Raw genomic sequence first — 26,387 nt, forward strand, 5'->3', positions numbered from 1 at the left:
TATAGGTGGGTTTTATTGTGGTGACAAGAAATTATCTTGACATCTATTTTTACACATTATATAATCAACATTGTTGTCTCGAGGTGATTAAACGAATGAAATGGTCAATTCATCAATTATCTAAATACCGCCAAAACGGGATGCCAATCGATGCCTATGTCCAGTTGGACGAGGTGATGGAGCGAAACCAGGATATTCGAGCAATTTCGCCCGTTCATGTAAAAGGGCTATGTACTTTCGGTGCATCGCAAATGACATGTCAGCTAACAGTGACAGCGACGTTAACACTACCATGTGCACGCACATGGGAAGATGTTGAGTTTCCTATCGAAGTTGAGACAGTTGAAGTTTTCAGCTGGATTGACGAGGATAAACGAGGGGAAGATGACGGAGAACTTCACTATATTGATGGTGAAGTAATCGACATGAAGCCGGTTATCGAGGAGTTAGTGCTTCTTGAAATACCTTTGCAAGTGTTCAAGGAGAATACCGAAGGACAAGTGCAAGGTGGTAAAAACTGGTCTTACGCAACAGATGAAGACGTTGAACTACACAAAAAAGCTGACACACAAAAAGTGGATCCAAGACTAGCTAATTTAGCTAAGTATTTTGATCAAACAGACGAATAGACGATCTGTAAGGAGGTGCCATCAATGGCTGTACCATTTAGAAGAACTTCTAAAACTGCAAAAAGAAAGCGTCGTACGCATTTCAAACTATCTGTACCTGGTATGGTAGCTTGCCCAAACTGTGGGGAAGCAAAATTATCACACCGTGTTTGCAAAGCTTGCGGACAATACAAAGGTAAAGAAGTAGTAAGCAAATAATACAGTGTTTGCTCACTTAAAAGGCTAGTAGAGAGACCATGGCTCTTTACTAGCCTTTTTGTTGACTAGAAAAGACGGAATCTTTCGGCAATAATGAAAAGATATATAGTACTATAATAATTGTGTGATACAATTTATCCATCGGGACAAAGGGGGAAATAGTGTGGCTTACATAATTGATAATAAAGAAGGTATTATGACGTTTACGATTAATCGAGAAGAAAAACGGAATGCGGTTAATGATGAGGTTATGGATGGGCTCCAAGAAGTCATCACATATATTCGAAATCATGATGATGTACGTTTTTTAGTCGTGACGGGTGCGGGGGATAAATCATTTTGCTCAGGAGGCGATTTATCTGAATTTCATTCGCTCGAAACAGAGGATGAGGCGTTCGGGATGTTAGGTAAGATGGGTAAAATATTATATGACCTTGCAACATTGCCTGTACCAACGATTGCGTTGATTAATGGAACAGCAGTTGGTGGAGGTTGTGAAATTGCAACAGCTTGTGATTTTCGTCTAGTGGCAAGTCATGCGAAGTGTGGTTTTATACAGGGGACATTAGCAATTACGAGCGGCTGGGGAGGCGGTACATACTTATTCGAACGAGGACTTCGCCATGATCGTGCGATGAAGATGCTAGTCGATGCGAAGCCTTATCCAGCAGAATTACTATATGAAATTGGCTGGGCGATGCGTGTTTTTGAAGGTTCAAAAGAAGTGGCGTTGAATGATTTTATCGAACATATGCGTAAAATTCACCCTTCTGTTCATAAGGCTTATAAAGAAATTGAGCTTCGTAAGTGGCGTGAGCGTAATATGTATGAACGTGTTATGGAGGAAGTTCGTACATGTGCGAAATTGTGGGAAAGTGAAGCTCACCACGAGGCAGTTGCTAATTTCCTAACAAAGAAAAACAATAAATAATGTATAACGGCAGTGATTATAGCAAAACATAATCACTGTCTTTTTGAATTCCATGATTCTATTTTGCTCGCTCATGCATATAGTAGTAAAAAATGCGAGGGTGATAGATTATGGAATTGAAAAAAAGAAAAGATCAATGGACGAAGGAAGACGATGAAAGATTAGCAGAAATTGTGTTGCATAATGTGCAAAATGGCAAAACACAGTTAGAAGCTTTTGAAATGGCTGCTACTGAACTAGGTCGTACAAAACAAGCATGTGGTTTCCGTTGGAATAAAACATTACGTAGTCAATATAGTCAGTCACTACTAGCTGTGCGGAATCAGCCGCAACAATCTATGCGAAGCCATTTGAAATTGGCGTTAACGAGTTTTGATGAATTAACAGAAGCCTATCAAAGTCTCGAAGTAAGGCACCGTGAATTACAAAATGAGCACGATAAACTAGTGAAATGGTTGCAGCAAGGATATTCTTTAATGAAAGATTAGAATATGGAAGCCGACGAAAGGTAAAAGTATTGTAGAGTAAGGTACTTAGAAAAAATGTAAACTTGAACGAAAACATAATGCTGCGCTAAGTGTTTCAACAACTATTTATCCTGCATTAACGGACGGTAATTGATTTGTACCGAAAGTAAAGCGTCAGATACAAAGCTCCTACCTTGAAATTCAGTAAAAACAAAGAAGAAGTTAGGTTATGGTCCGTAAAATCCCGATTGGTGAAGATTGATAATCAATGGGAAAAAACCACTGATTAAATTTTCAATTTTTATATTATCGTAAACACTTAGTCAATCCTGTATAATAAAAGAACCTGCATAGGAGGTGCCTTAGAGATTATTCTAAGGCACCTCCTTCTGTAGAAAGGGACAAAAAGGACCATTTAACTTCTTTTAGTAGGTGTCCAAACATCCGCAGAAATAGAGGAACTCAGTCTAAGAACGCCACGTCCTGTGGTAATTTATCTGTGCGAAAGCGAAGCGGCAGCAATAAACATCTGTTGGCCTAAAGCCTCCGGCGGATGTCACGGTAGCGGCTAGGGTGTAATTGCGGTAGAACTGTTTAGGAGGGCGTTATCTTATGTTAGATTGTCCATTATAAATGTGGGAGGTGTGATGTATTGTGGATATAGCGATTATTGGTGCAGGGGCTGTAGGTCAGTTAACGGCAAGTTTTTTAGCTGAGTCTGGTATGTCTGTAACGTTGGTTACAAGAACGCAGGGACAAGTAGATGAACTTAATGAGAAATATTTAACACGAGTGAATGTTGATGGAACGAAAACTATACAAAAAATTGCTTCGACTACGAAATTAGTGGAGCTATCACAGCAAGATTTAATTGTAATAGCTGTTAAATACGGTCAATTACAAGAACTTTACGAACAATTATCTGCGTTACCTAGTACAGTATCGTTGTTGTTTATGCAAAATGGTTTAGCGCATTTTGACGAAGCACTACGATTGCCACAAAAAAATATTGCCTTTTGTTCTGTGTCATTCGGTGCTCAAATGATAAATCAGTCAACTGTACAACATAGAGGTGTAGGAGTTTGCAAAATTGCGATAGAGCGAGGGAATAGTGATGCGTTTAACGATTTGTTACAAGTAAGAAATTCCTTATATCCAGTTGAATTGGTTGCTAATGCTGAACAAATGTTATTTGAGAAAGCTGTATTCAACTGCTTGATTAATCCATTAACGGCTATATTGCAAGTGAAGAATGGTGAATTAGTAACGAATAAACAAGCGTTTTTGTTAATGCAAACTATCTACCGAGAATTAACGGATGCTTATGAAGGTATAGAACAAGCTATACCTTTATTCAAGGTGATAGACTTATGTGAAAAAACAGCAAATAATACATCATCTATGCTAGCGGATCGGATACAGGGGAGAAAAAGTGAAATTGACACGATTGTAGGAGTAATACTAGAAAAAGCTCTAGCGAATGGTCATAATTTGCCTACTTTACGTACTTTATATTACCAAGTACTTGCAATAGAGGAGAGCGGTGAAAGACGTTGAAAGATTTTTTACATATTGTTATAAGTATCATTATTTTTTGTCCAATCCTCCTTTTTGTGATTGTCTATTTAATTAGTCGAAAGGTTAAAATTCGAGGCACTCATGCTTTTGGAATGGCATCGGACGTGACAACATTGTGTTTGTTTTTTTCAGTACCACTAGCAATTGGTGTACTATGGAATGTCAATGTTAGTGCACTATTAGTAACATTGGCGATAATGATGGCAATGATTTTTACATATATTGATTGGCAAACAAAAAAAGAAATTGAAGTGAAATCGCTACTTAGGAAAATTTGGCGCTTTCAATTTTTAGTACTAAGTACGGCGTATATTGTTATTTGTATAGTAGGTGTTATTCGATCTGTTATAGAATATTTACAGGCAGTCTAAGCATTTTCTTTTCATGTTGAAGCCATAAGCGTTAAAATAATAGCATTAAATATTGCTTTTTAGTAATAACTCTATATGTGCAAAAAAATAAATAAAATTCCAATGTACAACAACGTTTGAGTATCTAACAAAAATCGTATTATGTTTTTCCGAAACTTGTTAGGGAATGTCATTTTGAATAAACGTTCTAAGGGTAACAGTAAAGGGATTTATATTATTTCAAGTTTGCTTATGAAGAGTAAGAAGATGATTTAGTGAGTAGAGGAGTTTGTGTTAAATGAAACTGGAGTCAATCCGAGTACCCATAAAAAATCGTTTGCTAGCAGATTATTGGTCGTCGAATACTGCCATCCATGAGTTTTTTGAATACGAATATAACGATAAATCTTTTGAAAAACGAGTGCAATATTTAGATCAGCATGTGTATGATCAAAAAGAATTAACAGCCATCATACGTCAATTTATGGAGCCGCTTGGTATATCAAAGAAAGCGAATGAACATTTGCAACAACTAGAGCAAGGAGCTGTTGCAGTTGTCGGTGGACAACAAGCGGGTATCTTAACAGGCCCTCTTTACTCGGTGCATAAGGCGATTTCGGTCATTGCATTAGCGAAAGAGCAAAGTGTAAAACTTCAGCGACCGGTTGTTCCTGTTTTTTGGATAGCTGGTGAAGATCATGATTTAGAGGAAATTAACCATACGTATACAGTACATGGTGATGATATTAAAAAACGAGCTTACGGTGAACGTTCAAGACGTAAAACAATGGCTTCTGAAACAAGTATAAATAAAGAATCAATGACACAATTAATAAATACTATTGCGAAAGATATGGGTGAAACAGAATTCACTGAAACGCTTATTAAACAATTATCGGATACTCTTAATAAGTGTGACACATTTACGGACTTCTTTGCGCAACTTATGAACCAATTGTTTAAAGATGAAGGTTTATTGATGATTGATGCAGCGGACTTTAAATTCCGTCAATATGAACGTGAGAATTTTACCCGTATCATTCATAAAAATGAAGAAATTGCTAAAGTGGTAACAGAAAAAGAAGTGGAGCTTGAACGTGCAGGCTATGGCAATCCTATTTTGGCAACAAATGAAGCGGCCAATTTATTCTATGTAGAAGATGGGGAGCGACATCTTTTAGAAAGAAAAAATCAGCAATTTGTAAATCTAGCTGCAAATATCAAGCTATCTCGTGAAGAAGTTTTAAGAATTGCTGAAAAACATCCTGAGCAGCTAAGTAATAACGTTGTGACGCGCCCGTTAATGCAGGAAATGACATTGCCTGTGCTAGCGTTTGTTGGTGGACCAGGGGAGCTTGCGTACTGGGCGACATTGAAGGATGCATTTGCGGTATTAGGCTTACAAATGCCGATTTTTGCTCCACGTCTTCATATCACGATTGTCACACGTCACGTAGAACAACTTTTACGTGAATATCGTTTAAATGTTGCTGAAGTTTGGGATGGGAAAGCATTGCAGCTTAAAGAACAGTTTATTGCTGAAGTACAAGATACTGAGGTGACACGTCAAATTCAGATGATGCAACGAGAGCTTTTAGAAAAATATGATGCACTTCAACTTTATTTAGAAGAGCAACATTTATTACTAGATAAAATTCTTGTAAAAAATAAAGAGAATCATCTAAAGCAATTTGAGTATTTACATCAAAAGGTTGAACAAACTGTTCTAAACAAGCATGAAACGACAATTCGAAAATTTATGACGCTACAAAATGAGTTATATCCAAATGAAGGATTCCAGGAAAGAACTTATAATCCTTATCAATATTTCAATGAGTTTGGACCTATGTTAATTACTGAAATGCTGAAACAAAATTATAGCATTGGCGATCACCACTATTTAATTTATTTATAATTCCAATGTTTGTAACTTTATACCCAATTAACAATTTAATACAATGTTGATTTGATGAACAATGTCGACATAAATAGTAAATAGAGAGCTATCCTACTAAGGGTAGCTCTTTTTTTATGTCATTTAGCATGGATTCAATAATTTGTTAAAGGTCTATTCACACATTGAGTGTTAAAATGTCAAGTTTTTTTTAAAAAAAGTGGAGGAAAGTGGGGGGATGTGGTACATTATTTAATAAAGTGGGGTGAATAGCATGTTCATGGGAGAATATCAACACTCTGTTGATGCGAAAGGACGATTAATCGTGCCCGCAAAATTTCGTGACGCCTTAGGTGAAACATTTGTTGTGACACGCGGACTTGATAATTGTTTATTTGGCTATCCTATGGATGAATGGCGAAAACTCGAAGAAAAATTAAAGGGCTTACCGATGACCAAAAAGGATACACGTGCTTTTGCAAGGTTTTTCTTTTCTGGAGCAACGGAAGTAGAAATAGACAAGCAGGGGCGTATTAATATTCCTTCAACTCTTATGCAATATGCACATCTTGTGAAAGAATGTATCGTGTTAGGAGTTTCGAATCGAATTGAAATATGGGCGAAAGATGCTTGGGAGGCTTACTTTAGTGAGTCGGAACAATCCTTTAATGAAATTGCAGAAAATATGATTGGCTTTGATTTTTAATTTTTTTAGTTAAGGCCTGGAGGGAGCGAGTGGTATGTTCGATCATACAACCGTGCTATTAAAAGAAACAGTTGATGGGTTGAACATCGATCCTGATGGTGTGTATGTGGACTGTACGTTAGGTGGAGCAGGACACAGTGAATATTTAGTACAACAATTATCTGAAAAAGGGCGTTTAATTTGCTTTGATCAAGATATGACAGCTATTAACAATGCAAAAATTCGATTGGCGCCGTATATTGAGCGTGTGACATTTGTTCATTCGAATTTCCGCTATTTAAAAGAAGAGCTATTAGCGCTTGGTATTGAGCAAGTTGATGGTGTTTTATATGATTTAGGCGTATCTTCACCACAGCTAGATACACCAGAACGAGGTTTTAGTTATCACCATGATGCACCGCTAGATATGCGCATGGATCAAACGGCAACACTGACAGCTTTTCATGTCGTGAATGAATGGGCATATGAAGATTTAGTACGTATATTTTTCCGTTATGGAGAAGAGAAATTTTCAAAGCAAGTTGCTCGTAAAATCGAAGAGGCACGTAAGGTGGCGCCGATCGAAACAACCGGCCAACTTGTAGAACTTATTAAAGAGGGTATTCCAGCAGCGGCTCGCCGTAAAGGTGGACATCCAGCGAAGCGCATATTCCAAGCAATACGAATTGCTGTTAACGATGAGCTAGGCGCGGCAGAGGATTCATTAGTCGATGCGATTGATATGATAAACGTAGGTGGACGCATTAGTGTCATTACGTTCCATTCTTTGGAGGACCGCCTATGCAAGACTATTTTTAAGGAAGCGTCATCATTACCGGAATTACCACCGAATTTACCGGTGATTCCCGATGACATGAAGCCGACTTTAAAGCTTATCACGAGAAAGCCGACTGTTCCTTCTGATGAAGAATTAGCAGTAAACAATCGTTCTCGTTCAGCAAAGCTTAGAGTGGTTGAGAAAATTAACGACAAAGGGCGTGAGTAAATGGCAGCAGTTCGTGTAAGGCAGCACCAGCAACAACAAGTGCAACAACCGATAACACCCCCTAGCCCACAACCCACTATCATACGTCGCAAAAAAACGAACCAGAAGTTTGAAAAGACAATGCTAATAGTTTTAGTTAGCATTATTGCTGTATTATCAGTACTAGCTTTAAATAAGCAAGCAGCAATTCAAACAACAAGCATGGACATTCAAAAAATCGAAGCAGAAGCAGAAGAGATTGCTAAAAAGAATGTTGACTTGACAGTTCGTGTAAGTGAACTTTCTACATACGAAAACATATGGAAAAAAGCTAAAGAACTCGGTTTAACTCAAAATGAGAAAAATGTAAAGGTAGTGCCGGGAGAATGAAAAAAAAGAGATTTCGATTCCAATGGGGAGCCTTTCTATTATTAATTTTTTATGGAGGGCTCTTTTTTCTATTGTTCTCAAGAATGTTTATGTTACAGGCGACAGGTGAAGTGGAAGGACAAGAGCTTGCGGCTAGGGCAGCTGCGAAATATAGCAAAGAAAGTGCAATATCAGCAAGCCGTGGGAAAATTTATGATACAAATGGACAAGTCATCGCTGAGGATACACTTAGTTATCGAATAATCGCAATCGTCAATGAAAAGGCCACGACGGATGAAAAAAACCCTCGACATGTAGTTGATCCAGAAAAAACTGCGAAAATATTAGCAGAATATATTCCTATGGATGAAGAAAAAATCTATAAACAACTTACTAGAGTAAATGATAAAGGCGAAAAGCCTTATCAAGTTGAATTTGGAAGTGCGGGCCGTGGAATAAGTCATGACACTATGAGTAAAATCAAAGCGGAGAAATTACCAGGGATTTTATTTATAAACGATTTAAAACGTTATTATCCAAATGGTATCTTTGCCTCGCACTTAATTGGTTTCGCGCTAAAAGAGGAAAATAAAGATGGTACGTTCACGACAAAAGGAAAAATGGGTCTTGAGCTTACTTATAACAAAGAACTAACCGGAAAAGACGGTAAGGTTGAGTATGAGACAGATGCTTTCCATTATTTATTGCCGAATAGTGAAAAAATGGTGACACCTGCGAAAAATGGTGATGACATTTATTTAACAATTGATAAAACAATTCAAAGCTTTTTAGAGGAAGCGATGACATCGGTTGAAAAGGAATATAACCCTGAATCGATGACAGCTATTGTGGCAGATCCGAAAACAGGTAGAATTTTAGCGATGACTCAGCGGCCTACGTTTAATCCTGATACACGCGAAGGCGATAATATGAAATGGCTGAACGAGGCTATTGAAGAGACCATTGAACCAGGCTCGACGATGAAAACGTTCACGCTCGCTTCGGCTATTGATACAGGGGCGTGGGAACCAAATGCAAAGTATATGTCAGGTCAATACAGAGTCCTTGATCGTGTAATTAAAGATTACAATAAAGTTGGTTGGGGCCAGATTACTTATTTACAAGGCTTCCAACGTTCATCCAATACTGCAATGGCACACTTATTAAAGCTTATTGGTGAGGATGTCTTTTTTGACTATCTAGATCGATTTGGGTTTGGCAAAAAAACAGGCATTGATTTACCAAATGAAGCGTCGGGTACACTTTTATCGAAATATCCAGTAGAACGAGTGACAACAACGTTCGGTCAAGGTTCTACGGTAACGCCGATTCAGTTAATTCAAGCATTAACAGCGATTGCGAATGATGGGAAAATGATGCAACCTTATGTAATAGATCGTATCGTTGATCCTTCGACAGGAAAAACTATTCAAAAGCATGAGCCGATTGTCAAGGGAAAACCAGTTTCAGCCGACACTGCAAAACAGGTAAAAGAAATCCTTGCATCTACGTTAACAGCTAAGGATGGTACGGCGAAGGATTATATACTTGAAGAGTACGAAGTAGCAGGGAAAACAGGTACTGCTCAAATTCCTAAGCCAGATGGCAAATATTATGAAAACGAGTATCTGTATTCATTCCTAGGAATGGCTCCTGTAGATAACCCACAGCTCATTATGTATGTCTCGGTAAAAAGACCAAAGTTAAAGCAGGGTGAACTTGGTTCTGTACCAGTTTCAAAAATATTTAACCCAGTTATGTTAAATAGTTTAAAGTATTTAAACGTTAATCCAGAAGATGTAAAGCATGTTGACGAGACTACAATACAAGATTACACAGGTCGAAGTGCTGAGGCTATACAAGTAGAGCTTGCGAACGATGGTCTACAGCCCGTTATTGTAGGTGGTGGCGGTAAAATTATTGACCAATATCCAAAAGGTCCTCAAAAACTTGTTAAAGGCAATTTTGTGTTTTTAAAAACAGCAGGTGATGTAACATTACCAAACTTCACCAATTGGTCGTTACGCAATGTACTTGCTTTTAAGACAATGGCAAATTTAGAAATTGAAGTTGTTGGAGAGGGCTTTGTAGCTAGTCAGAGCGTCTCGGCAGGTACTGTAATTTCAGATAGTTCACCGATTGTCGTGAAGCTGAAAACGCCAGCTGAAAGCTTTAAGCAAGATGTAGAGACCCCACCCGAGGGTGAAACAACTGAATAAACCTGAATAGAAGCCCACTTTATTTCATACGTTGTAAAAAACAAGGTGTGATGTCGAATGAAGTGGATTTCTATCCATTCCAAAAAGCGATTGCGTATTTTATACGTATTGTTTATGTTTGTAGCCGCTGCGATTATTATTAGGCTGTTATTCTTGCAAGTATTAGATCAAAAAGATCTGACAAAGAAAGCCGAAGAGAACTGGGACCGAGAAATTCCTTTTGCCAATGAGCGAGGGCATATTACGGACCGTAAGGGGAAAAATATTGTCACAAATAAGCTTGCGCCAACTTTATATTTCATGCCTTCGCAAAGTAAGGATATTGAAGGGGCAGCAGCGAAAATTGCACAAGTTTTGGGAGTAGATGAACAAAAGCTTTTGGAAAAAATGAAGAAAAAAGCATACTTAGTAAAGCTGGCACCTGAAGGGAAAAATATTCCCTATGAAAAAGCAGTGGAGTTACAAGGTATGCAGATTGAGGGATTATATAGTGGTGTCGATTATTCAAGGGATTATCCATACGGTACACTATTATCCCGTTTTTTAGGTTTCACAGGTTATGATGCACAAGGTTTAGCGGGAATTGAATATGAATACGATAAGCTGTTACAGGCCAATTCTTCGGCAATACGGATCTTTACAGATGCGAAAGGGAATAATTTACCGAACGTAAAGAGCGCCTGGAAGGCTGGTGAAGATGGCGCAACAATCGAGCTATCGATAGATGTAGATGTACAACAGGTCGTCGAGCGTGAATTGTCACAGGCAATGGAGCGTTATGATGCTGACCAAGCAATGGCGATTGCCATGAATCCAAACACTGGCGAGATCTTATCGTTAGCATCATATCCAACCTTCAATCCAGCAGAATATCAAACGGTAGAGCCTGCTATCTACAATCGGAATTTACCAGTTTGGATGACATATGAGCCCGGGTCAACGTTCAAAATTATAACTCTTAGTGCTGCTTTAGAAGAAAATGTAGTGGATTTAGAGAAGGATACTTTTTATGATCCAGGGTATTCAATGGTTGCTGGAGCAAGATTACGTTGTTGGAAGCGTGAGGGTCATGGCTCTGAAACCTTCCTCGAAGTTGTAGAAAATTCTTGTAACCCAGGCTTTATTGAATTAGGTCAGCGAATAGGTAATGAAAAACTACTACAGTATATTAAAGATTTTGGTTTTGGTGAAAAAACAGGGTCTAATATCGCTGGCGAAGCTTCAGGGATTTTATTTTCCAAGGATTCTTTTGGACCTGTTGAGCAGGCCACAACTTCATTTGGCCAAGGTGTTGCCGTTACACCAATTCAGCAAGTGCAAGCAGTAGCCGCAGCAATAAATGGGGGCAAGCTTTATACGCCATATGTTGTGAAGAAAATTCTTAATCCTAATACTGGAGAAGTTATAGAAGAGACTAAACCGGAAGTTAAAAAACAGGTTATTCGTGAGGAGACGTCTGCAAAGGTTCGAGGTGCATTAGAATCTGTTGTAGCGAAGGGCTCAGGACGTCAAGCTTACCGAGATGGATTACGGATTGGCGGCAAAACAGGTACAGCACAAAAGGTAGAGAATGGCCGTTATAAAGACGGCGAATATATCGTATCGTTTATTGGTTTCGCACCTGCGGATAATCCGCAAATTGTCGTTTATGTAGCAGTAGATAACCCGAAAAAGGGAACACAGTTTGGCGGTGTGATAGCAGCTCCAATCGTTGGTCAAATTATTGAAGATGTTGCGCCTTTTGTTGGCATTGAAAAATCGAAGGAACAGCTTGAAAAGGATTATCGTTGGGGTGACCCAATCACTGTGAAGGTACCAAGTTTTATTGGTCAAACGAAGGACGATATTGCCAAGCAACAATATCCATTCCGTATTGTATGGCATGGAGAAGGGACTAAAATTGGCAATCAACTGCCTGAAGTGGATAGTGTTATCAAACAAGATGGCACCATTCATCTTTATTTAGAAAACTAATTTAACTTTACCTTTAAAAAATGGGAAAGAACCACTATTATTATGAAGGGTAGTAATAAATACATGAAAGTTTGTGCTTTTTTCTTTAAGAAGAAAGTGAAACAAGATTTAAAGGAGATTTTTCAATGAAACTCGCAACAACGCTTACCATTTTAGCTCTTGCTTTTATAGTAACAGTTATCCTGGCACCAATTAGTATTCCACTTCTTCGCCGATTAAAGTTCGGTCAAAGTATTCGTGAAGAGGGACCAAAATCCCATATGAAAAAAGCTGGTACACCAACAATGGGCGGCATTATTTTCTTACTTGCCATTATCCTCACTACTGTTGGTGTAGGTAGCTTTTTAGATTTATTTACAACACAAACCGTCGTACTGTTATTAGTATTAGTAGGGTTTGGGTTAATCGGCTTGTTAGATGATAGCTTAAAGGTTGTTTTTAAACGTAATTTAGGACTAACATCATTTCAAAAGCTTATCGGTCAAATTGTTATTGCGGTCTTGGCTTATTTCTTACTACATGTAGGATCTTTTGATACAACACTTGCTATACCATTGACAGATTGGACGATCGATCTTGGTAATTTCTATATAGCCTTTTTAATTTTCTGGTTAGTTGGCTTCTCGAATGCGGTGAATTTAACAGATGGATTAGATGGACTTGTGGCAGGTACTGCATCCATTGCCTTTGCAGCATTTGGTGTTATTGCTCTATTCCAAGATCAAGCTGATATTGCCTTATTTGCATTTGCGGTGACAGGTGCATTATTAGGATTTTTACTTTTCAATGCGAATCCTGCAAAGGTATTTATGGGAGATACGGGTTCGTTAGCATTAGGTGGAGCTTTAGCCATGGTTTCTGTTTTAGAAAAAGTAGAATTCTTACTGTTATTAATTGGATTGGTGTTTGTTATTGAAACATTATCCGTTATTTTACAAGTAGGTAGCTTCAAACTTCGTAAAAAACGTATTTTTAAAATGAGTCCTATTCATCATCATTTTGAATTATCAGGTTGGTCAGAATGGAAGGTAGTACTTGTCTTTTGGTCAACTGCTTTAGCAGTAGCATTGATTGCAGTTTTATCGGAGGCGTTCTTATGAGAAACTTTACAGATTTACAACATAAAAAAGTCCTTGTTTTAGGTCTTGCTAAAAGTGGTGTGGCTGCAGCTGAGATTTTACATGAGCTTGGCGCCTTTGTGACGGTCAATGATTCAAAACCATTTGATGAAAGCCCAGATGCGCAAGGTCTATTGCAAAAAGGAATTACGGTTATTTGTGGGCGTCATCCAGAGGATTTACTCGATGAAGGCTTTGAATTAGTGGTGAAAAATCCAGGGATTCCTTATAGCAACAAAATAGTAGCAGATGCAATAAGCCGTGGAATCCCAGTTTGGACAGAAATTGAGCTTGCCTATTTAATTAGTGAAGCGCCGTTTATCGGTATTACAGGGTCTAACGGTAAAACAACTACGACAACATTAATTTTCGACATGCTGAATAACGGTGGTTTAGAACCGTTAATTGCAGGGAATATAGGAACAGTTGCATGTGGTGTTGCAAGAGAAGCACACAAGGATAATGTAATTGTTACAGAGTTATCATCTTTCCAATTAATGGGGATTAAAACATTTAAGCCAAAAATTTCTATATTAACAAATCTTTATGATGCGCATCTTGATTATCATGGGACATTTGACAACTATGCAGAGGCAAAATTTGGTGTTACACGTAATCAAGATGAAAGCGATTATTTTATCTACAATGCTGATCAGCCAATTGTTGTTGGCTATGCAACAAAATCAAATGCTAAAAAGGTACCATTTAGTTCTAACGGACGTACGAATGAAGGAATTAGTGCGGATGACACAACAATTTACTGGCAAGGTGAGCCGTATCTAGATCGAGCAAATATCGCTTTGCCTGGTAAGCATAACTTAGAAAATATTTTAGCGGCTGTCGCAGCTTGTATTTTAGTCGGCTGTGACAAAGCTAAAATGGAAGAAGTTTTATCGAAGTTTGGAGGAGTTCGTCACCGTACTCAGTTCGTGCGTGAATGGAACGGACGTAAGATTTACAATGACTCAAAAGCAACAAACTGCTTAGCTACAAAAAGTGCTTTAGATGCATTCCGAGCACCTGTTATTTTACTTGCAGGTGGCTTAGATCGAGGACATTCGTTTGAAGAATTACGTCCATGCATGAGCCATGTAAAGGGTGTTGTTGCCTTTGGAGAAACAGGACTACGCTTTGTAGAATTTGCGAAATCATGTGGTGTACAACAAACTGTCATTGCCCAAAATGTTGAGGATGCAGTACATTATGCGGCGCCGATGTCAGCAGAAGGCGATGTTATTCTATTATCTCCAGCATGTGCAAGCTGGGATCAATATGACAGCTTTGAAATACGAGGCGATGTTTTTATTGATGCTGTAATGAAGCTGTAATGAGCCTGTAATTATTTTAGAATATACTTGACTTGGAAGGATGGCATTACTGAGAGGGAAAGAAAGCTATTTATTGCTCGTCACAACATTGATGCTTTCTATAATCGGCATTATTTTTGTCTATTCTGCAGGTACCTATTGGAGTGCCGTTCATTATAGTGGGAAAATGCCGTTTTATATGAAGCAAAGTCTATACTTTGCCGTAGCCATTGTAGTGTTTTTAATCACGATTCGATTAAATATTTTGAAAGAGCAGTCCTTTTGGAAAATGGCCTATATATTTTCGTTAATTTTACTAGTCCTTGTACTTATACCAGGAATTGGACTTGTACGAAATGGTTCTCAAAGCTGGATTGGTGTAGGTCCTTTAACAATTCAGCCAGCAGAGCTAACGAAAATTACAGTCATTGTATACATGAGCCATATTTTAGCGCAGCATAAAACGGGTACTTCGATTATTAATTGGCGGCATGGATTGATCTTATTATTGCCAGTTGTACTTATTATGCTACAGCCTGATTTTGGTTCAGTTTTTATTCTCGTTGTTTCTGTGTTTTTATTGTTTTTTGTGGCAGGGTATCCTTTAAAGCTTTATGCGATGTTTATGGTTGCTGGGATTGCTGGGTTAGTAGGCTTGATCGTCACAGCGCCATATCGATTAAAGCGGATTCAGGCATTTGTTGATCCGTGGGTCGATCCTTTAGGAAGTGGGTTTCAGGCTGTACAATCGTTAATGGCTATAGGCCCTGCTGGGATTTTCGGGCATGGTTTTGGACAAAGTAGGCAAAAGTTTTTATATTTACCTGAACCACAAAATGACTTTATTTACGCAATAATTCTTGAAGAGGTTGGCATGTTTGGTGGACTTGTTATTTTAGCACTTTTCGTACTGGCGATTTATGCAGGCTATAAATTTGCAGTGCGGGCTAAAACAAGAACATCCTATTACGCGATCATTGGACTTGTAACAATGCTGGCCGTACAAGCATTTCTAAATATAGCAGTAGTAATTGGCTTAGTTCCTGTAACAGGAGTCACATTGCCTTTTATCAGCTATGGAGGAACATCTTTAGTAACAATGTGGCTAATAATAGGTATTATTTATCAATTAGCGAAATAAATATAAAGGAGGAGTACTTTTTGGAGAAAGTAATTGACATAGAAGATCGCATACCTACGCTAAAAAAGCGACGAAAAAAGCGTACAAATCGGAAATTTATAGTGCTAATATTACTTTTCTTTATCGTGTTAGCAGTACTCCTTTATTTTCAATCTCCTTACAGTAAAATCAACAAAATAACAGTCAACGGTGCTCGATTAGTAGAAGAACAATATTATTTGAAGGCAAGTACTCTTGCAACTGGGAAGTCAATGTGGGGATTTAAAGTAGATGACGTAGAGAAATTATTGCTAAAGGATAAATGGGTGAAAGAAGCACATGTTAAACGTAATTGGCTTCAAGGCGTGACAATAGAAATTAAGGAATGGAAAAAAGTTGCGTACTTAGCTGGTGACGGTACTTATTATCCATTGCTTGAAAATGGCAAGCGCTTTGAACAAGCTGGGGATGACATCCCGATTGATGCACCTGTATTTATCGGCATAACTGGCGAAAAGACAATTAAGAAGCTTGTAAAGCAATTAGCACAACTAAATCCAGAAGTATTAGCATTAATTTCTCAAGTCAATACAAACAGTAATGAAACAAATCCTAATGCAATCAGGCTCTACATGAACGACGGCTACGAAGTTCGTGCTGTTATTCAAACTTTAGCAGAAAAGCTAAATCATTACCCTTCACTTGTAGCACAAATTCCAAATTTGGAAAAGGGGGTTATCGATTTAGAGGTCGGCTCGTATTATCGCCCTTTCAATAATGAGTATAACCAAGCAAACCTTGATATGGAAAAAGATGCGGCCAACCAGGAAGTGAAAAAAGATGAACAACAAGAAAAAGAATAGCAAAGAAAATTTCTTTTCAAGAAAACAATTTCAGTTGCTTATTGTTTGTATAACTATGGGGTTTATCATCGGCTATTCCTACAACCAGGCAAAAGATAATCGAGATGCAGGTTCTTCGACTAATTCAAAGCTTTTCGAGCAAGAGGATTCATATCGTGAGGAGTTAATTGCACAGCAAGAGCGTAATAAAGAATTGACAGATGAGGCGAATGCTTTACAAGAAAAAATTCGCAAGTATGAAAAGTCATTTGTCGCTAGCAAAAAGGATTATTCAAAGCTTGTTGAAGAAGCGGAGGATTTACGCTTGTTGTTAGGCGATTTAAATTCAGAAGGAAAAGGGATACGTATAACTCTTCAAGATGGTGATTACGATCCAAAATCTGCTAATCCTAATGATTATATCGTGCATGAAAGCCATATTTTTAAATTGCTTAATGAGCTTAAAATTTCCGGTGCTCAAGCAATTGCTATTAATGGTCAACGAGTTTTGGCGAATTCTTATATACGCTGCAATGGACCTGTCATTACTATTGATGGCAAGCAGCATCCAGCTCCATTCGTCATCGAGGCTGTCGGAGATTCCGCAACATTAATAGCTTCCTTAAACTTAAATGGTGGCGTTGTGGATCAATTATTAAATGACAATATTGTTGTATCATTAGAAGCAGATCAAAAGCTTACAATGCCAAAAGCAAAAGTAGAAAGTTAAACGCTCTCTAGTCAATATTTACAGATGAAATTTAGTTATTTTTTAGCATGTATTTTTGCATAATTCAAGATCTAATGCGTAAATCTATGAGGGGTTACGATACGTCTAGGAGGGGCTATTTTGAAAAAAAATATGTATACCCGAATAACGATCGTGCTATTTATTATCGGTTTGATGATAGCGGTACAATACAATACCATAAAGCAACCAGCTGAGCGAGATACACGAGATATTTGGGCCATACGAGAGGAATTAGCAGAAGAAAAGCAAAGGCATTCCACGTTATTAGCAGAAATTCGCTCACTTAATGAAGTAGTGGGTCGCTATGAGCAATCTGAGAAAGCAAATTTACAGTCAGCATTATATGAAACGCTCCATCATTTAAAGCTACAGGCAGGGCTAACGGAAGTCACAGGGCCAGGAGTTATAATTCGTGTTGAACCAGCGCCCGAATTAGTAGAAATGGGGTATGAAATCAAAGAAATTTCACCTGATTTACTAACCCAATTACTAAATGCTCTGTTTAAAAACAATGCAGCGAGTGTCTCGATAGATGGAAATCGCGTTGTCCAGACGACAGCCATTCGAGACATAAATGGAAAGACTACAGTGAACAGTGTACCACTGTCCTCACCACCCTTTGAAATTTATGTTGGGACAAGCTCATTTAAGGAAGCTCAAAAAATGTACAATTCGTTACAAGCCTCAACATTTATCGATTCCTTTTATTTGGATAACTTTAATTTAATAATTGAGGAACCAACTGAGCATTTAACAATCCCAGCATTTGATCAGCCATTGACAAATGATTATTTAACAGAGGTGGAAAAAGGAGAATAATATATGTGGCTACCATTTTTAGGTTTGGTATTTGGACTTGCCCTTGGCTTGTTAACAAATATACAAATACCCTCTATATATGAAAATTATCTGTCAATAGCTGTTTTAGCAGCCTTAGATACGTTATTTGGCGGTATTCGTGCTCAATTACAGCAAGTATATGACGATAAAGTATTTGTATCAGGATTCTTTTTTAATATAATTCTGGCAGCGGGGTTAGCCTTTTTAGGTGTGTATTTAGGGATAGATTTGTATTTAGCTGCCATTTTTGCTTTTGGAGTACGATTGTTCCAGAATATAGCAATAATTAGGCGTATTTTACTAACTCGGTTGGATGAGAAACGTCATAAAAGGAACAAAAATTCCATAGAATGAGAGAAAAATTGAGCAAAATACTCGATTTGCTTAGACATTATGCTGAATTTACAATAGAATGAGAATAAGAGCATTTTTTCAAGGAGGTGCAGTGAATTGAATCAGCAAGATTTATATATTTCTCTTGATATAGGATCATCCTCTATCAAGGTATTAATAGGTGAAATGAGCGACGGTCAATTACATGTAATTGGAGTCGGAAATGTAAAATCGAATGGAGTTCGAAAAGGTGCAATTGTTGATATTGATGCAACAGTTCAATCGATTCGAAAAGCAATAGATCAAGCTGAACGAATGACAGGATATCAAATAAATGAAGTCGTTTTAGGAGTTCCGGCTAACCAGACGATGTTACAGCTAGTTAAAGGTGTTGTCGCTGTAAATAGTGAAAATAGAGAAATTACAGATGATGATTTAGATAGAGTAGTAGAATCTGCACAAGTCATGTCAATACCTCCTGAACGTGAATTAGTGAATATTATTCCTAGACAATTTATTGTGGATAATTTAGATGAGATTAAAGATCCACGAGGTATGATTGGTATTCGTTTAGAAATGGATGCCACGATGATCACAACTTCCAAAACACTTTTACACAATGTTCTACGCTGTGTAGAACGTGCAGGTTTAAGTATTCGAGAAATATATTTGCAACCATTAGCAGCAGGTTTTTTTGCATTAACGGAGGATGAAAAAAACCAAGGTACCGCTTTCGTTGATTTAGGAGGCGGTTCAACTACTATCACAGTATTCGAAGAGGGACTGTTAACACATACGGGTGTCATTCCTGTTGGTGGCGATCATATCACGAAAGATATTTCGATCGTCTTAAAAACACCAACAGAACAGGCAGAACAAATTAAACATCAATTTGGACATGCCTATTATGATGACGCATCAGATGATGAACTCTTCGAAGTACCGGTTGTAGGGACAGATTCAACAGATCAGTACAGCCAGCGCTTTATATCAGAAATTATTGGCGCTCGTTTGGAAGAATTATTTGAGTTAGTCATCGACGAGTTAGCCCGTCTAGGTGTTAGGGATTTACCAGGCGGTGTTGTTTTGACAGGTGGCGTTGCAAAGCTTGATGGTATTGCGCAACTGGCACGCCAGATTCTGCAAACGCGTGTTAGAATATATACACCTGACTATATTGGCGTTAGAGAGCCTTCATTTACGACGGCAGTTGGACTTATTCGTTACGCCTATTTAGAAGATGATTTTTATGGAAAAAGTATTAATACGCAGCCTATTGAATATGCAGTTGTAGGATCTCCTGCAGCCACACCTAAAAAGCAAGAATATGCTGCACCTTCAGAATCAAAAGGAAGCGTAATCGGAAGAGCAAAAAAATTATTTGATAAGTTTTTTGATTAACTTCTTTCAGCAGAAGTCTCCCACCTCTATAGGTGGTGAAATGAATGCGGATTTAAGCTACTTTTCAGCAGATGTCCAAACACTTGCTGAAAGAAGTTAAAGCCTCCGGCGGATGTCACGGAATCGGAAAGGAGTTCTTTGTGCAAGCACAAAGCCGATTCCGGACGCAATTATACCGAGGCATAATTGATCTTAAATGCGTAATGAATGATACAGAGTCGAGTTACCGTGGGAGGAAAAAGAAATGTTAGAATTTGATACAAGTGTTGATCAACTTGCAGTAATAAAAGTCATTGGTGTTGGTGGCGGCGGTAACAACGCTGTCAATCGAATGATAGAACATGGTGTACAAGGTGTTGACTTTATCGCAGTAAACACAGATGCACAGGCGCTAAATTTATCGAAAGCAGAAATAAAGCTACAAATTGGTACAAAACTTACACGTGGATTAGGTGCAGGTGCAAATCCTGAAGTAGGGAAAAAAGCTGCAGAAGAGAGCCGCGAACAATTAGAAGAAGTTCTACGTGGTGCAGATATGGTATTCGTTACAGCTGGAATGGGCGGAGGAACTGGTACTGGTGCCGCGCCAGTTATCGCGCAAATTGCTCGCGATTTAGGAGCTCTTACAGTCGGTGTTGTAACGCGTCCATTTACGTTTGAGGGTCGCAAACGACAAACTCAAGCTATCGGTGGTATTGGTGGCATGAAGGAGTCTGTTGATACTTTAATCGTCATTCCAAACGACAAGCTATTACAAATTGTCGATAAATCTACGCCAATGCTTGAGGCATTCCGTGAAGCAGATAATGTTTTACGACAAGGTGTACAAGGTATTTCAGATTTAATTGCAACGCCAGGTCTTATAAACTTAGACTTTGCAGACGTAAAAACAATTATGTCTAACAAAGGTTCAGCGTTAATGGGTATTGGTATTGCTACAGGTGAAAACCGTGCTGCAGAGGCTGCTAAGAAAGCTATTTCAAGTCCTTTACTTGAATCATCAATTGATGGTGCTAAAGGTGTCCTTATGAATATTACAGGAGGCTCGAATCTTAGCTTATTTGAAGTACAAGAGGCTGCGGATATCGTAGCTTCAGCATCAGATGAAGAAGTAAATATGATTTTCGGTTCTGTTATTAACGAAAATCTAAAAGATGAAATAATTGTGACAGTAATTGCGACTGGTTTCTCAGAGGAAGCTCTACAGCAACAGCGTAATACTACACGACCGACGTTAAATACAAATAGACAAGCTGTACAGCAACAGCAAGCTCCGATTCGTGAACAACGTCAAGATGTGCACGTACAGCAAGAGCAACCACGTCAAAATCAACAAAATTATGCGCAGGATGACATGCTTGAGGTACCAGCATTTTTACGTAACCGTAAAAATCGTGGATAAATCAGCATCCAACCTTCTAAAAAGCTCGTATTTTACATTATGTGAAATACGAGCTTTTTATGTTGTTAATATGTCAGGCTGTCCTATTAAATAAAGTATGGCTTTTCTGCAAATCAACCAATTCACATGACATACCTTTTAACAAAATGACATCCAACTTTTTAGTTTTATCGAAACACTTTCAGGAATTATCGCCCAACTTTTTAAATTTATCGATAAACTTTCACGTTTTATCACCCAACTTTTAATTTTTATCGACATCCACCTTCAAAAGAGAAAAAAAGGATTCATACACAAGACTGTGTGTGAATCCTTTTACTTTATTATGTTGCTAGGAACGTAAAATAGCCTGGAACAAAAATCATCCTCATTTAAAGAGCTACAACAATCATAAAAGTTTCCTTGATATTTTTCAGGGTCTAAAAAATTAATTATGTTCGAATGTGTAAGGAAAAGATGTATTTTGTCAAAACATTTTAATGAATTGATGCGATTGTTTGACAATATTTGTGGGTGTAACATGCTAACTTTGTAAGTAGGAGGCGGCTGTTATGTATGGAGAATGGCTGGTGCTCATTAATACACTTTTTAATCTAGCGATACTCAAGTTTACGGCAAAAGTAACAGGGATTTTTGTAAAGAACACGAGATTATTAATGAGTTCTATTTGTAGTAGTTTTGTAGCTGTAATAGGTGGTCAAATGCTGTTGACGACGGTACTGAGCTTTATCTTACTAATCGGGATAGCTTTTCGCTTCAAGATTCGAAGCTTTCAAAAACAAGGACCGATCGTTTTAACAGCAACAATCATTATTGGTGGATTATTAACAGCATTACAACCGTATTTAAAGAATCTTTCTGTTGTCCATTTTATAATTATTTGCCTACTATTAGCTGTTGGTAATCTTGTTGCTTTTTATAAGCAATGGGGGTTTGTAAAGCTTGAGCGGTTAAGTGGTCAGTTTGTGTTTGCTACGACGTTAAAAATCTTTGATGTAAAGATACCACTCTCTGCATTTGTAGATACGGGGAATCAAGCGATTGAGCCACTATCAGGAAAACCAGTTCACTTTGTCTCTTATGCAGCATTACGCCCACATTTACCTGCAGCATTTTGCAAATCATTGTTAGAATGGCAAGAAACTGATCCGTATAATGTATCCATGTTTTCAGAAGATTATCAGCGTTATATTCGATTTATTCATGTCAATACAGTGCAACAGCAATCGGTTGTACTAGGTTTCCGCTTTGATGAGTGGCATATAAAGGGGGAGCACTCACAAGTGAAAACGAATGAATATATCGTTTTAACAAAAAAGGCTAAAAATTTTCCACATAGCACAGCAGCAATTTTACATTTTTCAGCGCTTTCAAATAACTCATAGAGGGGGAGAACTATTGCTTCTTAGGCTACTTGCTAGCTTGAAAAAATTTTGGAGTAAGTTTCGGAGTCGTGAAACGTACTATATAGGGGGAAATGATTCATTGCCAGTGCCATTAAGTCGAGAAGAAGAAGTTACAGTCATTGCATCCTTTATGAATGGTGATTTACGAGCTAGAGATACACTAATTGAACGTAATTTACGTCTTGTTGTTTATATTGCTAGACGTTTTGATAATACGGGAACGCCGATTGAGGATTTAATAAGTATTGGCTCTATCGGTTTAATTAAGGCGATTGAAACGTTCAATACTGATAAAAATATTAAACTTGCCACATACGCATCACGTTGTATTGAAAATGAGATTTTGATGCATTTACGTAAAACAAGTCGCATGAAGGGTGAAGTTTCATTAGATGAACCATTAAACTCCGATGCTGATGGAAACGAATTGTTATTGTCTGATATTTTAGGAACTGAAGAGCATATTATTTTAGACAATGTAGAGAAGAAAATTGAGCGTCAACATATGTTTCATGCCATTAATTTACTAGGTGCGCGTGAACGATATATTATGGAATGTCGTTTTGGTCTCAATGGAAAAATTGAAATGACTCAGAAAGAAGTTGCTGATCATTTAGGTATTTCGCAATCATATATTTCCCGATTAGAGAAGAAAATTATTCAAGATTTACGTGAAAATCTGAATCAGCCAATATCTTAGAGAGGGAAATTTACCCTACCTAAAATTGGTCGTAGCTTTTGTGCATATTCTTGTTTCTCTCGGACAAACTGATGTAACGGTTTAGTCAGAGAATAACATCCGGAGGAATCGAATATGCGAACTAAAGTAGATCTTTGCGGCTTAGATACATCGACTTTGCCAATTTTAAAGCACGAGGAAATGAAGGAACTATTCATTCGTTTACAAGCTGGAGAAACTGAGATTAGGGAAGAGCTTGTAATGTGCAATTTAAGGTTAGTGCTTAGTATTGTCGGTAGATTTGCCTACAGGGGTGAGCAGGCAGATGATTTATTTCAGGTAGGCTGTATTGGCCTCATGAAAGCCATTGATCATTTTGATTTGAAGCATAATGTACGATTTTCAACATACGCTGTACCGATGATCATTGGTGAAATTCGTCGCCATCTGCGTGATCATCATGCATTACGTGTTTCTCGTTCTCTAAGAGATATTGCGTATAAGGCGATGCAGGCAAAAGAGCAATGGATAACCGATAATTTACGAGAACCAACGATTGAAGAAATTGCTGAAATGATTGACATGAAAAAGGAAGATGTTTTATTTGCTTTAGATGCCATTCAAGATCCAGTTTCCTTACAGGAGCCCATTTATTCAGACGGTGGAGACGCTGTTTATATGATGGACCAATTACGTGATGATGATGTATCTGAAGATCAATGGGTTGCCTACGTATCGGTAAAGGAAAGTTTGCAAAAGTTAGATGATCGTCAACAAATGATTGTTGCAAAGCGTTTTTATTACGGTGAGACACAAACAGAAATTGCAAAAGAATTGGGGATTTCTCAAGCGCAAATTTCTCGTCTAGAAAAAAATGCAATTGAAACAATGCAGAAAGATTATAAGTAAAAAACAATGCGCATCCGAATTCTCGGTGCGCATTTTATTTATGTCAATTTTTGTGTATGAACCTTTTTTGCTCTTTGGAAGGTGGATGTCGATAAAAATTAAAAGTTGGGTGATAAAACGTGAATGTTTATCGATAAAATTTAAAAGTTGGGCGATAATTCCTGAAAGTGTTCCGATAAAACTAAAAAGTTGGATGTTATTTTTTAAAACGTATGTCATGTGAATTGGTTGATTTCCGTTCCGACTGGACGCCCCCAGGAAAGCGCCCAGTCGGAACGGAAATCAACCACACGTTTTGCCAAAGAGAGATTCCTTAATCATTTCATTTTCATTTAAACAACAATAAACACATAAATATATAGAGAAAACATAGTTTGTTGAGATAAAACGATGTTGAGAGTAATTGATTTAGGGAGGGATAAAATGCGTTTCTCAATGTTACAGCAAAAAGAAGTTATTGAAGCAGGCAATGGACGCTTTTTAGGATTTGTGGTAGATGCAGAGGTATCCAAAGAAACAGGCTATGTAACGGCTTTTATGATTGCAGAGCCCCGTAAATATCTAGGCCTTTTCCGCGGGGAAGAATCTGTTAGGAAAGTGTATATGAAAGATGTACTTGTAGTAGGAAAGGACGTCATTTTAGTAAAAGCTTTATCCTAAAGAGCAAAATTTCTATGCATATTAAGCAATTTTAAAGCGTTGGTGGGGTAAAATGTACTTTCACATAGGTCAGGCTATTCATTGATAATTCAAGCATTGCTTGTTACAATAAAAGAAACTATTGTTGTAAAGTTGGGAAAAACAGTGACGAAAATTTTAACAAATTTGAAGAAAATTAATGATCTTATACTAGAAGCAAAAAAACGTGCAAATCGTGAAGCTGAGAATGTCCAAATTATTGCAGTGACAAAAGAAGTTTCTGTAGAAAGAACACAAGAAGCAATTGATGCGGGGCTTATTCATTTAGGAGAGAACCGTCCTGAAGGCTTAAATCGTAAAATTGAGGCGATTCAAGCTGATGTACATTGGCATTATATCGGATCTTTACAAACACGTAAGGTCAAACAAGTTATTAACAGTATTGATTATTTACATGCATTAGATCGTTTGAGTTTAGCGCAAGAAATTGAAAAAAGAGCAGACAAACCTGTCAAATGTTTTGTACAAGTTAATGTATCAGGCGAAGAATCAAAACATGGTTTATCGATTGATGAAGTCCTGCCTTTTATTGAATCATTAAAGAGTTTTACAAAAATTCAAGTTGTTGGTTTAATGACAATGGCACCAAATACAGATGAAGAAACAATTATTCGCTCTGTTTTTAAGCAATTAAAACAATGTCAACAGCAAATAGCCGAGCAAGGATTCGCACACGCACCTTGTACCGAGTTATCAATGGGCATGTCTAATGACTTTGAAATTGCGGTAGAAGAAGGGGCTACATTTGTTCGAGTTGGAACGGCTCTTGTTGGAAATGAAAGAGGGGAACAGGATGAGCATGAAAAATAAAATTAAAAACTTCTTTTATCTAGAGGAAGAACTAGAAGAAGAAATCACGCAAGCTCCTATTCAACAGCAACAACCCGTACAACAACAGCAACAGATTCAATCAGTGAAGCCTAAAAAAGTTATGAAGGAGCGAAAGGCACCGGTTCAGGAGATTTTTCCGCAGAGTACAACACCTACAAACAACATTGTAAGTTTGCAGGCAGCAATGAATTCAAAAGGTGCAAAAGTTGTATTAGTTGAACCTAGAGTTTATGCCGAAGCTCAGGACATTGCTGAACACTTAAAAAATAAGCGTGCAACGATCGTCAATTTACAACGTATTGAACGAGAGCAAGGAGTACGGATTATTGATTTTTTAAGTGGTACAGTTTATGCACTTAGCGGTGATATTCAAAGAATCGGTAAAGACATTTTCCTATGCACACCTGATAATGTAGAAGTGTCTGGCGAAATTTCGAATTTTATTTTAGACGATAATTAATAGCGAGGAT

27 protein-coding genes are annotated in these 26,387 nt (G+C 37.8%); all 27 read left to right on the forward strand.

What is annotated here, in order from left to right; translation table 11 throughout:
- The first annotated feature begins 95 nt into the window (after positions 1 to 95).
- The 27 genes from ACQKOF_RS00470 to ACQKOF_RS00600 all read left to right on the forward strand — a co-directional run bounded on the left by ACQKOF_RS00470 (position 96) and on the right by ACQKOF_RS00600 (position 26,377).
- Positions 96 to 629 carry a YceD family protein gene (locus tag ACQKOF_RS00470; RefSeq protein ID WP_427552622.1) on the forward strand — a complete coding sequence of 178 codons (534 nt, stop codon included), beginning with the start codon at positions 96 to 98 and terminating at the stop codon, positions 627 to 629.
- A gap of 24 nt (positions 630 to 653) precedes the next feature.
- The gene (rpmF, locus tag ACQKOF_RS00475; protein WP_010858320.1) at positions 654 to 827 is read left to right on the forward strand and encodes a 50S ribosomal protein L32; all 174 of its coding nucleotides are present in this window, start codon (positions 654 to 656) and stop codon (positions 825 to 827) included.
- A gap of 163 nt (positions 828 to 990) precedes the next feature.
- Positions 991 to 1,758, forward strand: a complete 768-nt coding sequence (locus ACQKOF_RS00480; RefSeq protein ID WP_427552625.1) for an enoyl-CoA hydratase/isomerase family protein — start codon at positions 991 to 993, stop codon at positions 1,756 to 1,758.
- Positions 1,759 to 1,868: 110 nt separating this feature from the next.
- Entirely contained in the window at positions 1,869 to 2,246 is a 378-nt protein-coding gene (locus ACQKOF_RS00485; protein ID WP_053483404.1) for a transcriptional regulator, read from the forward strand.
- Between the two features lie 633 nt (positions 2,247 to 2,879).
- Entirely contained in the window at positions 2,880 to 3,782 is a 903-nt protein-coding gene (locus ACQKOF_RS00490; RefSeq protein WP_427552630.1) for a ketopantoate reductase family protein, read from the forward strand.
- On the forward strand, positions 3,779 to 4,174 hold the full coding sequence (locus tag ACQKOF_RS00495) for a DUF3397 domain-containing protein (protein ID WP_370045581.1): 396 nt from the start codon (positions 3,779 to 3,781) through the stop codon (positions 4,172 to 4,174). Before ACQKOF_RS00490 ends, ACQKOF_RS00495 begins: the two co-directional genes overlap by 4 nt.
- A gap of 277 nt (positions 4,175 to 4,451) precedes the next feature.
- The gene (bshC, locus tag ACQKOF_RS00500) at positions 4,452 to 6,068 is read left to right on the forward strand and encodes a bacillithiol biosynthesis cysteine-adding enzyme BshC (RefSeq protein ID WP_427552634.1); all 1,617 of its coding nucleotides are present in this window, start codon (positions 4,452 to 4,454) and stop codon (positions 6,066 to 6,068) included.
- A 253-nt stretch (positions 6,069 to 6,321) separates the two neighbouring features.
- Positions 6,322 to 6,753: a division/cell wall cluster transcriptional repressor MraZ gene (gene mraZ / locus ACQKOF_RS00505; protein ID WP_053483400.1), complete on the forward strand. Its 432-nt coding sequence runs from the start codon at positions 6,322 to 6,324 to the stop codon at positions 6,751 to 6,753.
- 34 nt (positions 6,754 to 6,787) lie between these two features.
- Positions 6,788 to 7,738 (forward strand): 16S rRNA (cytosine(1402)-N(4))-methyltransferase RsmH, encoded by a 951-nt coding sequence (rsmH, locus tag ACQKOF_RS00510; RefSeq protein ID WP_053483399.1) that lies wholly within the window; start codon positions 6,788 to 6,790, stop codon positions 7,736 to 7,738.
- Positions 7,739 to 8,107: a cell division protein FtsL gene (ftsL2, locus tag ACQKOF_RS00515; RefSeq protein WP_427552639.1), complete on the forward strand. Its 369-nt coding sequence runs from the start codon at positions 7,739 to 7,741 to the stop codon at positions 8,105 to 8,107.
- Positions 8,104 to 10,305: a penicillin-binding protein gene (locus ACQKOF_RS00520; RefSeq protein WP_427552642.1), complete on the forward strand. Its 2,202-nt coding sequence runs from the start codon at positions 8,104 to 8,106 to the stop codon at positions 10,303 to 10,305. The genes ftsL2 and ACQKOF_RS00520 overlap by 4 nt, the downstream gene beginning before the upstream one ends.
- Positions 10,306 to 10,362: 57 nt before the next feature.
- Positions 10,363 to 12,279 (forward strand): stage V sporulation protein D, encoded by a 1,917-nt coding sequence (locus ACQKOF_RS00525; protein WP_427552645.1) that lies wholly within the window; start codon positions 10,363 to 10,365, stop codon positions 12,277 to 12,279.
- Positions 12,280 to 12,404: 125 nt separating this feature from the next.
- Positions 12,405 to 13,379 (forward strand): phospho-N-acetylmuramoyl-pentapeptide-transferase, encoded by a 975-nt coding sequence (mraY, locus tag ACQKOF_RS00530; RefSeq protein ID WP_427552648.1) that lies wholly within the window; start codon positions 12,405 to 12,407, stop codon positions 13,377 to 13,379.
- Positions 13,376 to 14,725 (forward strand): UDP-N-acetylmuramoyl-L-alanine--D-glutamate ligase, encoded by a 1,350-nt coding sequence (gene murD / locus ACQKOF_RS00535; RefSeq protein WP_427552651.1) that lies wholly within the window; start codon positions 13,376 to 13,378, stop codon positions 14,723 to 14,725. The genes mraY and murD overlap by 4 nt, the downstream gene beginning before the upstream one ends.
- Positions 14,726 to 14,765: 40 nt before the next feature.
- Positions 14,766 to 15,845: an FtsW/RodA/SpoVE family cell cycle protein gene (locus tag ACQKOF_RS00540; protein ID WP_427552654.1), complete on the forward strand. Its 1,080-nt coding sequence runs from the start codon at positions 14,766 to 14,768 to the stop codon at positions 15,843 to 15,845.
- Positions 15,846 to 15,865: 20 nt separating this feature from the next.
- Positions 15,866 to 16,687, forward strand: a complete 822-nt coding sequence (locus tag ACQKOF_RS00545) for a cell division protein FtsQ/DivIB (protein WP_427552657.1) — start codon at positions 15,866 to 15,868, stop codon at positions 16,685 to 16,687.
- On the forward strand, positions 16,665 to 17,396 hold the full coding sequence (locus ACQKOF_RS00550; protein WP_370045599.1) for a DUF881 domain-containing protein: 732 nt from the start codon (positions 16,665 to 16,667) through the stop codon (positions 17,394 to 17,396). Before ACQKOF_RS00545 ends, ACQKOF_RS00550 begins: the two co-directional genes overlap by 23 nt.
- Before the next feature lie 120 nt (positions 17,397 to 17,516).
- The gene (locus ACQKOF_RS00555) at positions 17,517 to 18,236 is read left to right on the forward strand and encodes a DUF881 domain-containing protein (RefSeq protein WP_427552661.1); all 720 of its coding nucleotides are present in this window, start codon (positions 17,517 to 17,519) and stop codon (positions 18,234 to 18,236) included.
- Positions 18,237 to 18,239: 3 nt separating this feature from the next.
- Positions 18,240 to 18,611, forward strand: a complete 372-nt coding sequence (locus ACQKOF_RS00560) for a small basic family protein (protein ID WP_427552664.1) — start codon at positions 18,240 to 18,242, stop codon at positions 18,609 to 18,611.
- Between the two features lie 96 nt (positions 18,612 to 18,707).
- Complete coding sequence (gene ftsA / locus ACQKOF_RS00565) at positions 18,708 to 19,991, forward strand: cell division protein FtsA (protein ID WP_427552667.1); 1,284 nt, start codon at positions 18,708 to 18,710, stop codon at positions 19,989 to 19,991.
- 244 nt (positions 19,992 to 20,235) lie between these two features.
- On the forward strand, positions 20,236 to 21,393 hold the full coding sequence (ftsZ, locus tag ACQKOF_RS00570) for a cell division protein FtsZ (RefSeq protein ID WP_053483387.1): 1,158 nt from the start codon (positions 20,236 to 20,238) through the stop codon (positions 21,391 to 21,393).
- Positions 21,394 to 21,944: 551 nt separating this feature from the next.
- Positions 21,945 to 22,778, forward strand: a complete 834-nt coding sequence (locus ACQKOF_RS00575; protein ID WP_427552671.1) for a sigma-E processing peptidase SpoIIGA — start codon at positions 21,945 to 21,947, stop codon at positions 22,776 to 22,778.
- A gap of 13 nt (positions 22,779 to 22,791) precedes the next feature.
- Positions 22,792 to 23,499: an RNA polymerase sporulation sigma factor SigE gene (sigE, locus tag ACQKOF_RS00580; protein ID WP_049668349.1), complete on the forward strand. Its 708-nt coding sequence runs from the start codon at positions 22,792 to 22,794 to the stop codon at positions 23,497 to 23,499.
- A gap of 114 nt (positions 23,500 to 23,613) precedes the next feature.
- On the forward strand, positions 23,614 to 24,387 hold the full coding sequence (sigG, locus tag ACQKOF_RS00585; protein ID WP_049668350.1) for an RNA polymerase sporulation sigma factor SigG: 774 nt from the start codon (positions 23,614 to 23,616) through the stop codon (positions 24,385 to 24,387).
- Between the two features lie 423 nt (positions 24,388 to 24,810).
- Positions 24,811 to 25,047 (forward strand): PRC-barrel domain-containing protein, encoded by a 237-nt coding sequence (locus ACQKOF_RS00590; protein ID WP_053594630.1) that lies wholly within the window; start codon positions 24,811 to 24,813, stop codon positions 25,045 to 25,047.
- 144 nt (positions 25,048 to 25,191) lie between these two features.
- Positions 25,192 to 25,896 carry a YggS family pyridoxal phosphate-dependent enzyme gene (locus ACQKOF_RS00595; RefSeq protein WP_427552673.1) on the forward strand — a complete coding sequence of 235 codons (705 nt, stop codon included), beginning with the start codon at positions 25,192 to 25,194 and terminating at the stop codon, positions 25,894 to 25,896.
- Positions 25,880 to 26,377, forward strand: coding sequence for a cell division protein SepF (locus ACQKOF_RS00600; protein ID WP_427552675.1), 498 nt, complete (start codon positions 25,880 to 25,882; stop codon positions 26,375 to 26,377). Before ACQKOF_RS00595 ends, ACQKOF_RS00600 begins: the two co-directional genes overlap by 17 nt.
- Positions 26,378 to 26,387 lie beyond the last annotated feature (10 nt).

Origin of the sequence: Lysinibacillus sp. NPDC093190 (assembly GCF_050280425.1) — a bacterium.
Lineage (GTDB): Bacteria > Bacillota > Bacilli > Bacillales_A > Planococcaceae > Lysinibacillus.

What these genes read in the sequence shown, in the direction of transcription:
- mraZ (WP_053483400.1), top strand. Translation starts at nt 6,322, where the DNA reads ATGTTCATGGGAGAATATCAACACTCTGTTGATGCGAAAGGACGATTA.
- ACQKOF_RS00485 (WP_053483404.1), top strand. Translation starts at nt 1,869, where the DNA reads ATGGAATTGAAAAAAAGAAAAGATCAATGGACGAAGGAAGACGATGAA.
- ACQKOF_RS00525 (WP_427552645.1), top strand. Translation starts at nt 10,363, where the DNA reads ATGAAGTGGATTTCTATCCATTCCAAAAAGCGATTGCGTATTTTATAC.
- ACQKOF_RS00550 (WP_370045599.1), top strand. Translation starts at nt 16,665, where the DNA reads ATGAACAACAAGAAAAAGAATAGCAAAGAAAATTTCTTTTCAAGAAAA.
- sigG (WP_049668350.1), top strand. Translation starts at nt 23,614, where the DNA reads ATGCGAACTAAAGTAGATCTTTGCGGCTTAGATACATCGACTTTGCCA.
- ACQKOF_RS00560 (WP_427552664.1), top strand. Translation starts at nt 18,240, where the DNA reads ATGTGGCTACCATTTTTAGGTTTGGTATTTGGACTTGCCCTTGGCTTG.
- ACQKOF_RS00600 (WP_427552675.1), top strand. Translation starts at nt 25,880, where the DNA reads ATGAGCATGAAAAATAAAATTAAAAACTTCTTTTATCTAGAGGAAGAA.
- ACQKOF_RS00470 (WP_427552622.1), top strand. Translation starts at nt 96, where the DNA reads ATGAAATGGTCAATTCATCAATTATCTAAATACCGCCAAAACGGGATG.
- murD (WP_427552651.1), top strand. Translation starts at nt 13,376, where the DNA reads ATGAGAAACTTTACAGATTTACAACATAAAAAAGTCCTTGTTTTAGGT.
- ftsL2 (WP_427552639.1), top strand. Translation starts at nt 7,739, where the DNA reads ATGGCAGCAGTTCGTGTAAGGCAGCACCAGCAACAACAAGTGCAACAA.
- mraY (WP_427552648.1), top strand. Translation starts at nt 12,405, where the DNA reads ATGAAACTCGCAACAACGCTTACCATTTTAGCTCTTGCTTTTATAGTA.
- ACQKOF_RS00590 (WP_053594630.1), top strand. Translation starts at nt 24,811, where the DNA reads ATGCGTTTCTCAATGTTACAGCAAAAAGAAGTTATTGAAGCAGGCAAT.
- ACQKOF_RS00540 (WP_427552654.1), top strand. Translation starts at nt 14,766, where the DNA reads ATGGCATTACTGAGAGGGAAAGAAAGCTATTTATTGCTCGTCACAACA.
- bshC (WP_427552634.1), top strand. Translation starts at nt 4,452, where the DNA reads ATGAAACTGGAGTCAATCCGAGTACCCATAAAAAATCGTTTGCTAGCA.
- rsmH (WP_053483399.1), top strand. Translation starts at nt 6,788, where the DNA reads ATGTTCGATCATACAACCGTGCTATTAAAAGAAACAGTTGATGGGTTG.
- rpmF (WP_010858320.1), top strand. Translation starts at nt 654, where the DNA reads ATGGCTGTACCATTTAGAAGAACTTCTAAAACTGCAAAAAGAAAGCGT.
- ACQKOF_RS00575 (WP_427552671.1), top strand. Translation starts at nt 21,945, where the DNA reads ATGTATGGAGAATGGCTGGTGCTCATTAATACACTTTTTAATCTAGCG.
- ACQKOF_RS00520 (WP_427552642.1), top strand. Translation starts at nt 8,104, where the DNA reads ATGAAAAAAAAGAGATTTCGATTCCAATGGGGAGCCTTTCTATTATTA.
- ftsZ (WP_053483387.1), top strand. Translation starts at nt 20,236, where the DNA reads ATGTTAGAATTTGATACAAGTGTTGATCAACTTGCAGTAATAAAAGTC.